The sequence below is a fragment of the Vibrio atypicus genome (genome assembly GCF_009811315.1).
Classification (GTDB): Bacteria; Pseudomonadota; Gammaproteobacteria; order Enterobacterales; family Vibrionaceae; genus Vibrio; species Vibrio atypicus.
On sequence record NZ_BLID01000010.1, the window covers coordinates 126,387 to 134,710 of the forward strand.

At 44.5% G+C, this 8,324-nt stretch carries 11 protein-coding genes; 2 read left to right on the forward strand and 9 right to left on the reverse strand.

Translation table 11 applies throughout. The features are described from left to right. The first annotated feature begins 190 nt into the window (after positions 1-190). Positions 191-610 (forward strand): secondary thiamine-phosphate synthase enzyme YjbQ, encoded by a 420-nt coding sequence (locus GVO60_RS19055; RefSeq protein WP_159656921.1) that lies wholly within the window; start codon positions 191-193, stop codon positions 608-610. Positions 611-682: 72 nt separating this feature from the next. On the opposite strand, the gene GVO60_RS19060 is transcribed toward GVO60_RS19055, so the two are convergent. Genes GVO60_RS19060 through GVO60_RS19070 form a run of 3 tightly spaced genes read right to left on the reverse strand, consistent with a single transcriptional unit; the run spans position 683 to position 4,380 of the window. Beyond that, positions 683-1,852, reverse strand: a complete 1,170-nt coding sequence (locus GVO60_RS19060) for a BamA/TamA family outer membrane protein (protein ID WP_225874950.1) — start codon at positions 1,850-1,852, stop codon at positions 683-685. A gap of 25 nt (positions 1,853-1,877) precedes the next feature. Continuing rightward, positions 1,878-2,954 carry an alanine racemase gene (gene alr / locus GVO60_RS19065; RefSeq protein WP_159656943.1) on the reverse strand — a complete coding sequence of 359 codons (1,077 nt, stop codon included), beginning with the start codon at positions 2,952-2,954 and terminating at the stop codon, positions 1,878-1,880. Between the two features lie 13 nt (positions 2,955-2,967). Continuing rightward, complete coding sequence (locus GVO60_RS19070; RefSeq protein ID WP_159656925.1) at positions 2,968-4,380, reverse strand: replicative DNA helicase; 1,413 nt, start codon at positions 4,378-4,380, stop codon at positions 2,968-2,970. 171 nt (positions 4,381-4,551) lie between these two features. On the opposite strand from GVO60_RS19070, the gene GVO60_RS19075 reads away from it, so the two are divergent. Further along, the gene (locus GVO60_RS19075; RefSeq protein ID WP_159656927.1) at positions 4,552-5,316 is read left to right on the forward strand and encodes a DUF481 domain-containing protein; all 765 of its coding nucleotides are present in this window, start codon (positions 4,552-4,554) and stop codon (positions 5,314-5,316) included. Between the two features lie 65 nt (positions 5,317-5,381). Here the strand turns inward: GVO60_RS19075 and rplI are convergent, their stop codons facing one another. The 6 genes from rplI to GVO60_RS19105 form a co-directional block, all read right to left on the reverse strand. Next, positions 5,382-5,834: a 50S ribosomal protein L9 gene (gene rplI, locus GVO60_RS19080; RefSeq protein ID WP_159656929.1), complete on the reverse strand. Its 453-nt coding sequence runs from the start codon at positions 5,832-5,834 to the stop codon at positions 5,382-5,384. A gap of 31 nt (positions 5,835-5,865) precedes the next feature. Beyond that, entirely contained in the window at positions 5,866-6,093 is a 228-nt protein-coding gene (gene rpsR, locus GVO60_RS19085; RefSeq protein ID WP_000090472.1) for a 30S ribosomal protein S18, read from the reverse strand. Positions 6,094-6,215: 122 nt separating this feature from the next. Then, positions 6,216-6,596 carry a 30S ribosomal protein S6 gene (gene rpsF / locus GVO60_RS19090; protein ID WP_004747103.1) on the reverse strand — a complete coding sequence of 127 codons (381 nt, stop codon included), beginning with the start codon at positions 6,594-6,596 and terminating at the stop codon, positions 6,216-6,218. 208 nt (positions 6,597-6,804) lie between these two features. Next, positions 6,805-7,284, reverse strand: coding sequence for a bacterioferritin (gene bfr / locus GVO60_RS19095; RefSeq protein WP_159656931.1), 480 nt, complete (start codon positions 7,282-7,284; stop codon positions 6,805-6,807). Between the two features lie 81 nt (positions 7,285-7,365). Continuing rightward, positions 7,366-7,554, reverse strand: coding sequence for a (2Fe-2S)-binding protein (locus tag GVO60_RS19100; RefSeq protein WP_159656933.1), 189 nt, complete (start codon positions 7,552-7,554; stop codon positions 7,366-7,368). A gap of 326 nt (positions 7,555-7,880) precedes the next feature. Beyond that, on the reverse strand, positions 7,881-8,324 hold a 444-nt coding region (locus GVO60_RS19105), incomplete at its 5' end, for an EF-Tu C-terminal domain-related protein (protein ID WP_371862497.1).

Sequence of the window (8,324 nt, forward strand, 5' to 3'; positions counted from 1 at the left end):
GCCACAAAACAAGACTTTGTAATTTTTTTTCAGACGGGCATTATGACTTAGGGCACTCTCACTCACATTGAGTTAGGTCACGTTCCCTGATTCAATTTTAAACAAATCGCCCTATCCGCTTTAAGATACTACCATCAAGCTAATCTCAGCATAACGGTTAGCAACAAAAATCTCGACCAGAGGCATCACTATGTGGCAGCAAACAACCCTTCACCTCACCGCTCGAAAACGTGGTTTCCACCTTATTACCGATGAAATTGAACAACAATTACCACAACTGCCTGGTTATTCTGTCGGATTATTACAACTATTTATCCAACATACCTCAGCCAGTCTTACTATCAATGAAAACGCTGACCCAACCGTAAGACACGATATGGAAAAGCACTTTAACCATTTCGTACCGGAACGAGCTCCTTATTACCAGCACACCTATGAAGGTGACGACGATATGCCAGCACACATCAAAGCATCGACACTAGGTTGTAGTGTCATGATTCCCATTAGCAATGGGCGTCTAGCATTGGGTACATGGCAAGGGATCTACCTAGGGGAGCATCGTGATTATGGTGGCAGTCGGACTGTCATTGCGACGCTGCAAGGAGAATAGTTGTTCTCTCACTAGATAAATCAATTAGCAAGAGAAAGCATCACGCTGAGACAATGCCTCAGCGTGTGTTATTTAGAAAGGTTGGTTGATCATAATTCGGAAAGTGCCTTCATCGCCACCTTGAGCCAGCTCAGCGCGAACAACGATACCTTCAACTTGAAAGCGTACCGCGCCACCTAAACTCCACTTCATATCACTGTGTAGCGCTCTCAAGTCATACTCATCGGCAACACGCCCTGCTTCTGCAAAGAGCACCCATTGCCACCAGGGAAGATCGTAGTAATTGATCAATGGGATATCATCCAATGGTTGCCAGTCCGGTAAGACACGATATTCAGCTGAATAGTGAACCGCGCTACGGCCATGAAAACGCCCACCTGTGTAACCACGCAAGCGATACAAGCCGCCTAACCTGACTTGCTCTTGTTCTGGTGGGCGAGCGCAATCGGAGCCGCTGCATTGATTCCAACTTGGTGTATCCGCTGTATAAAAATCAAAAGCGATGACTTGCTGGTCAAACAGCTCACCTAAAGGCCCAAGCGCATAGTATTGGCTATTTTGAAACGCCCACTTACTCCACAACTCATCACTTTGCCAGCTGTCCGCCCCGATAGTGACATCAAATGAAGTGTGCGAACCTTGAGTTGGATTTCGTACACTGTCGCGGTTATCCCAGTCAAAACTCAACTCAAACCCAGTCGCTTTTTCAGTCACTTGATCGACATTCAGTTCTCTCGACGAATAGAAAGGAGTCAATACGATAGAGCTCACTCCAGATTCCAATGGAGAAGCAAATTGAACCTCGCGTTGAGGCTGAAATGCGCCAAGCATTCCGTGTTTTTTCACGTTGCCCCAAGGGAGCAGATATTTGAACTCAAACTGATAGTTTTGTTCAAAGCCATCCGTAACCGTTTTTTCACCGGCTGAATTGTTTTTGCCTTGCGCACCAAGGTAGTACGGGTTTTCATTAAATTGCGCTTGATACATCTGAGTACTGAACAACACCGACTCAGATAAGGCATAGTTAAACGCCGAAAGAAAGCCGATATAGCTCTGCTTATCAGAATACATGGCCATGCCAAACAACGCAGCTTGTGGTTGCCCTACACCTTTCGCCACTCCCGCAATACCAAAAGTATTACCAAGGGTTTCAGTGCTAAAGTAGAACGGCAAAAAAGCTGAATCTTTCTCTTTAGAAAACGTTGGAACAGAGACAAAAATGCTGGCAAACATCGCCAGCATTAAAATAGGTTTGGAGTACATATGGTTACTTCGAATATTCCATATCAACGCGAGAGGTCAGTTTAGTCACCAACTCGTATGCAATGGTGCCAATGTGCAAAGCCACCTCTTCAGAAGGCAGATCTCGCCCCCAAAGAATCGCTTCATCACCGACAAGGTCTTGTGCATCCGGTCCTAAATCAACCGTCAGCATATCCATAGAAACACGCCCAGCAATCGGCACTTTACGGCCATTGACCAAAACGGGCGTACCATTTGGCGCGGTACGTGGATAACCATCACCGTAACCAATCGCAATTACTCCAACCTTAGTATCACGCTCACTCGTCCACATACCGCCATAACCAACGCTTTCGCCAGCTTTAACATCACGAACTGCAATCAAGTGGGATTTCAGCGTCATTACAGGCTGATAGCCAAGTTGCGAGGCATTTTTATCAGCAAAAGGCGAGACGCCATACATAATGATACCAGGACGAACCCAATCTAAATGGCTATCAGGCCACTCTAGTAGGCCCGCAGATGCCGCCAGAGATCGCTCCCCTTCACATCCTTCGGTTAAAGAAAGAAAGAGCTCGGTTTGCTGGTTGGTTGTATTTTTATCCAATTCGTCAGCACAGCCAAAGTGACTCATATAACGTAGTGGTTTCGCCACGTTTTGACACTCTTTTAAGCGAGTTACAAACTCAGCATACAACTCAGGGCGCACACCCAAACGGTGCATTCCACTATCGATTTTTAGCCAAACGACGACTTGGCTTTCTAGTTCAGCTTGCTCTAACGCCTCAAGCTGCTCTTCGCAATGGACTACAGTTTGAATATTGTTAGTCACCAAAACCGGAAGATCACCTGAAGAGTAAAAACCTTCTAGCAATAAAATGGGCTTTACCACGCCGCACGCACGCAACTGAAGCGCTTCTTCAATTCGAGCAACACCAAAAGCGTCTGCACCTTGGGCATTTTTAGCGATATGACGTAAGCCATGACCATAGCTATTGGCTTTCACCACTGCCATCACTTTACTGTTTGGAGCTTGTTGTTTTATCTGGCTTAAATTATGTTTCAGCGCATCTAAATCAATATACGCGGTTGCCGCTTTCATGTAGCTCATGCTGTTATTCGTCATCCATATCAAACGCAGGGCCTGCGTAGTTATCAAAGCGAGACCACTGGCCTTGGAAGGTAAGACGAACTGAACCGATAGGGCCGTTACGCTGTTTACCGAGAATAATTTCTGCCGTTCCTTTCATCGAGCTGTCTGGGTTGTACACCTCATCTCGATAAATAAACATGATCAAGTCGGCATCCTGCTCGATAGAGCCTGATTCACGAAGATCCGAGTTTACTGGGCGCTTATCTGCGCGTTGCTCTAGGGAACGGTTAAGCTGAGACAGCGCCACGACTGGCACGTTTAATTCTTTCGCTAAGGCTTTTAACGAACGAGAGATCTCGGCGATTTCTAAAGTACGGTTTTCCGACAATGAAGGAACACGCATTAATTGCAGGTAGTCGATCATGATTAGTGACAAGCCATCATGCTCACGGGCAATACGACGAGCGCGAGAACGGACTTCAGTCGGTGTTAAGCCAGAGCTATCATCGATGTACATATTCTTCTTCTCCATTAGTGTACCCATGGTAGAAGAAATTCTTGCCCAATCCTCGTCATCAAGTTGACCCGTACGAATCTTAGTTTGGTCAACACGAGAAAGAGAAGCTAGCATACGCATCATCAACTGTTCTGATGGCATCTCAAGCGAGAAGATAAGCACAGGTTTGTCTTGAGACATCGCTGCATTCTCACATAAGTTCATCGCAAATGTGGTTTTACCCATAGAGGGACGAGCCGCGACAATCACCAAATCTGAACCTTGTAGACCCGCAGTTTTCTTATTCAGATCAGTAAAGCCAGTATCCACCCCAGTGACACCATCTTGAGGAGACTTATAGAGGATCTCAATACGCTCTAGTGTCTTCTCTAAAATGTTATCTACGTTCTGAGGACCTTCGTTGTCACTAGTACGAGACTCCGCGATAGCAAACACTTTACTCTCAGCCAGATCGAGCAGATCTTCAGAAGAGCGACCTTGTGGGTCATAACCGGCATCGGCAATGTCATTCGCCACACCAATAAGATCACGAACAAGCGCACGTTCAGCGACAATATCTGCATAGGCGTTAATGTTGGCTGCACTAGGCGTGTTTTTGACCAGATCCGCTAGATAGGCAAAACCACCAACATCATCAAGCTGTTCGCGCAGTTCTAGAAATTCTGACAGCGTGATCAAATCGAGTGGCTGACTCTCTTCTAAGATCACTTTCACCGCTTCAAAGATTAAGCGGTGCGGACGGCTGTAAAAATCTTTGGCAATAACACGTTCAGAAACCGTATCCCAGCGCTCATTATCCAGTAACAAGCCACCGATAACGGATTGTTCTGCTTCTAAGGAGTGTGGAGGGACTTTGATCGCGTCTACCTGCATATCGGCGAATTTATTGTTTCGATTATCTGTTCTCGTGTCAGCCATGCTCTTGCTCTACAACTTGCTCTAGATCGCTCATTATAGCGAGAATGATAGCATTGTCTGTAGCCTTGAAAGAGTTTGTGCTGTTCTAATCGATAATTAACCTTGCATTGACGGATTAGTTTAAGATAACCCTTACTATTCCCATTCATTCCATCCATTTAGAGGTCATTAGTGTCTAAGCATTGGTTACTTACTGCGAGCTTACTTAGCTCGATGTACGGCTATGCCGCAGAAGAGGATCAGGGAAGCACAGATATTGATGTACCTTCGCCATGGAATACCGAAGTTGAATTTGGTTATCAGGCACATACGGGAAATTCTGACTCGCGTTCAATGAATGCGCGACTCGCTGCAGACTACACCGCAGGGCGTCACCGTAGTAATGGAGAGTGGAAGTACTACTTGCTGTATAAAGATGGCGAGGAAGATAAACGGCAATCCACCTATACCATGCAAAGTGACTATAAGTTGGGAGCGAAAACCTACCTTTATGGCAGCTTTAAAGGTGTCGACTCACTCTATAGCGCATACTTCAAAGATTACACCTTATCAGGCGGTTTAGGTTATCAGTTTTCGAATACCGAAACCTGGGTCTTTGAGCTCGAACTTGGCCCTGGCTTTCGCTATCAAGAACCCAATTTAGATGAAATTGATGACGACGATATTATTTTCCCAGATATCGTCGAAGAAGCTATTTTCCGAGGTAACTTGACCACCAGTTGGCAAGCACTCGATAATTTAGCGATTGATGCCTCGTTAACCTTAGTTTCGGGTAAAAGTAACACTCGAACCGACAGCGATATCAGTGTGACCAACGATATCACTGAAGACATTGCACTTAAACTGACCCACTCTCGCCAGTATCACGATAAAGTGCCAGACGGACTTGAACAAGCCGATAGCATTTTTTCCATCAACTTGCTCTTCGCATTCTAACTCTGAATTACAGATATAAAAAAAGCACCTCGAAAGGTGCTTTTAAATACGTCTTGATACTGATATTAGTCAGCAGCAACAACTTGTAGGTTAACTGTAGCGAAAACTTCAGAGTGAAGTTGAACGCTGATTTCGTATTCACCAGTGTTACGTAGTGCGCCTTCTGGAAGACGTACTTCGCTTTTAACTACTTCAACGCCAGCTGCAGTGATTGCATCAGCGATGTCGCGAGTACCGATAGAACCGAATAGTTTACCTTCGTCACCAGCTTTAGAAGCAAGAACAACTGCTTCTAGTGCTTCAACTTTCTCAGCGCGAGCTTGTGCAGCTGTTAGTTGCTCAGCAACTTTAGCTTCTAGTTCAGCACGGCGAGTTTCAAACATTTCAACGTTAGACTTAGTAGCCATAACTGCTTTACCTTGAGGGATAAGGAAGTTACGAGCGTAGCCAGATTTAACGTTTACAGTGTCACCAAGACCACCTAGGTTACCGATTTTATCAAGTAGAATAACTTGCATTGTTTAATTCCTCTTTTTAAAAACGAACCGATTACTGATGCTTGTCAGTGTACGGTAGTAGTGCTAGGTAGCGTGAACGCTTGATAGCGCGAGCTAGCTGACGTTGGTATTTAGCACTTGTGCCAGTGATACGGCTAGGTACGATTTTACCAGCTTCAGTGATGTAGTTTTTAAGAGTTGCTACGTCTTTGTAATCAATCTCTTGTACGCCTTCTGCAGTGAAACGGCAGAATTTACGACGACGGAAGAAACGAGCCATGGGCTATCTCCTGATCTTAAATATGAGTAAGTTGTCAGCCTGTCTGCCTTTCATAAAGAGTTGGTCTAAAAGAGAACTTCGAGACCAAGACATTCAGACTTAGTACTAATTCTGAGTATTAATTACTCAGCAGCTGCTTCTGGCTTAGCTTCAGCACGCTCTTCGCGACGAGGAGCACGCTCTTCTTTCTGCTTAAGCATGATAGATTGCTCAGTGATAGCCGCTTTAGTACGCATGATCATGTTACGTAGAACTGCATCGTTGAAACGGAAAGCAGTTTCTAGCTCATCAATAACAGCTTGGTCAGCTTCAACGTTCATAAGAACGTAGTGAGCTTTGTGAAGCTTGTTGATTGGGTAAGCCAGTTGACGGCGGCCCCAGTCTTCTAGACGGTGGATAGTACCGCCAGCTTCAGTGATTGAACCAGTGTAACGCTCGATCATGCCAGCAACTTGCTCGCTTTGATCTGGGTGCACCATGAATACGATTTCGTAATGACGCATGGGTTGCTCCTTACGGATTATTCAGCTTCCACAAATGGCCCGGTCGTCCAGAGGAAGCAAGGAACTAAAGATAATTGACCGAGTTTAAGGAGCACGAATAGTACAGAAAGAAAGCAGTTTAGGCAAGAGAAATGTGATAGGGATCGACAGCGATTTTTCACCTGTTATGAAGAGAGAAATTTCGCTGTCTTATACGGTGGATTACAATCTAATCATCTTCATCAACATACTGAGCTTGTAGATAATTTTGAATACCTGACATATCAATCAGGCCAAGTTGAGTTTCGAGCCAATCTACGTGTTCTTCTTCATCTTCTAAAATATCTTGGAACAGATCTCGAGAAACGTAGTCGTGAACATCTTCCGCATAAGCGATGGCATTTTTTAGGTCTGGAATTGCGGCCATTTCTAATTTCAAATCACACTCAAGCATCTCTTTAGTGTCTTCTCCCACCATGAGCTTGCCCAGATCCTGTAAATTCGGCAGTCCTTCAAGAAATAAAATCCGTTCGATCAAATGATCAGCATGCTTCATTTCATCGATAGATTCGTGGTATTCCTTATCAGCGAGGTGCTTCAAACCCCAGTCTTTATACATACGAGCGTGTAGGAAATATTGATTGATCGCGATGAGCTCATTACCGAGCACTTTATTGAGATGTTGAATAATGATTGGATCGCCTTTCATGACAAAGCCCTCCTCTTTGGCTCTTTTAACTCTAGTTCCAAATGAGAAGCTGTCAAAAAATTAGCTTATATTTTGAGCAGGTTAACTCGCCTGCTTATACAGCACAACGGCTGATTCGTTAATGATCTCTTTTGCCATTCGTACACACTTACCACATTGACTGCCTAAAGCGGTACACTTTTTAATTCCCTTAATATCCGTCACGCCCTCTTCCACAACGAGTTTGCGGATTTTTTTATCCGACACACCGTGACATACACACACAAACATACTGAAACCCAAACCTCTTAACTGAGTTAAATATAAAAAGGAATCATTCTTATTACCAGTTAAATTTACCTTCATTTTAGAACTATTGGTTATAGAGAGAACAAGAAAAAAGTGAGGAACGAAACCAAAAACGGCAAGGAGCGAAGCGAAGTAGTAGGTATAGAACCTAACTGTTTGTATCAAGGAGACATTGGATTCAAGGATCTCGATAAGAGCATCGATTTTCCTTATAACCAAAATGAAAAAGGGAAGCCTAAGCTCCCCTTTTTCTGATGCTCATTCTTCAAAAAGAAGAAGTGTGCAAGATTTCAGTTAATTCGTAAGAATTAAGCGAAGATCTTAGCAACAACACCAGCACCAACTGTACGGCCACCTTCGCGGATTGCGAAACGTAGACCTTCGTCCATCGCGATTGGTGCGATTAGCTCAACAGTCATCTTGATGTTGTCACCTGGCATTACCATTTCTACGCCTTCTGGTAGAGAGATATCACCAGTTACGTCAGTTGTACGGAAGTAGAACTGTGGACGGTAACCTTTGAAGAATGGAGTGTGACGGCCGCCTTCATCTTTAGACAGTACGTATACTTCAGACTCAAACTTAGTGTGTGGGTTGATAGAAGCTTTCGCTGCTAGTACTTGACCACGTTCTACGTCATCACGCTTAGTACCACGTAGAAGTGCACCAACGTTCTCACCAGCACGACCTTCGTCTAGAAGCTTACGGAACATTTCAACACCAGTACATGTAGTTACTGTTGTTTCTTTGAT

Bases quoted from the DNA above. Each gene is read 5' to 3' on its own strand.
- GVO60_RS19055 (WP_159656921.1), top strand. From the start codon at position 191: ATGTGGCAGCAAACAACCCTTCACCTCACCGCTCGAAAACGTGGTTTC.
- GVO60_RS19060 (WP_225874950.1), bottom strand. From the start codon at position 1,852: ATGCTGGCGATGTTTGCCAGCATTTTTGTCTCTGTTCCAACGTTTTCT.
- alr (WP_159656943.1), bottom strand. From the start codon at position 2,954: ATGAAAGCGGCAACCGCGTATATTGATTTAGATGCGCTGAAACATAAT.
- GVO60_RS19070 (WP_159656925.1), bottom strand. From the start codon at position 4,380: ATGGCTGACACGAGAACAGATAATCGAAACAATAAATTCGCCGATATG.
- rplI (WP_159656929.1), bottom strand. From the start codon at position 5,834: ATGCAAGTTATTCTACTTGATAAAATCGGTAACCTAGGTGGTCTTGGT.
- rpsR (WP_000090472.1), bottom strand. From the start codon at position 6,093: ATGGCTCGTTTCTTCCGTCGTCGTAAATTCTGCCGTTTCACTGCAGAA.
- rpsF (WP_004747103.1), bottom strand. From the start codon at position 6,596: ATGCGTCATTACGAAATCGTATTCATGGTGCACCCAGATCAAAGCGAG.
- bfr (WP_159656931.1), bottom strand. From the start codon at position 7,284: ATGAAAGGCGATCCAATCATTATTCAACATCTCAATAAAGTGCTCGGT.
- GVO60_RS19100 (WP_159656933.1), bottom strand. From the start codon at position 7,554: ATGTTTGTGTGTGTATGTCACGGTGTGTCGGATAAAAAAATCCGCAAA.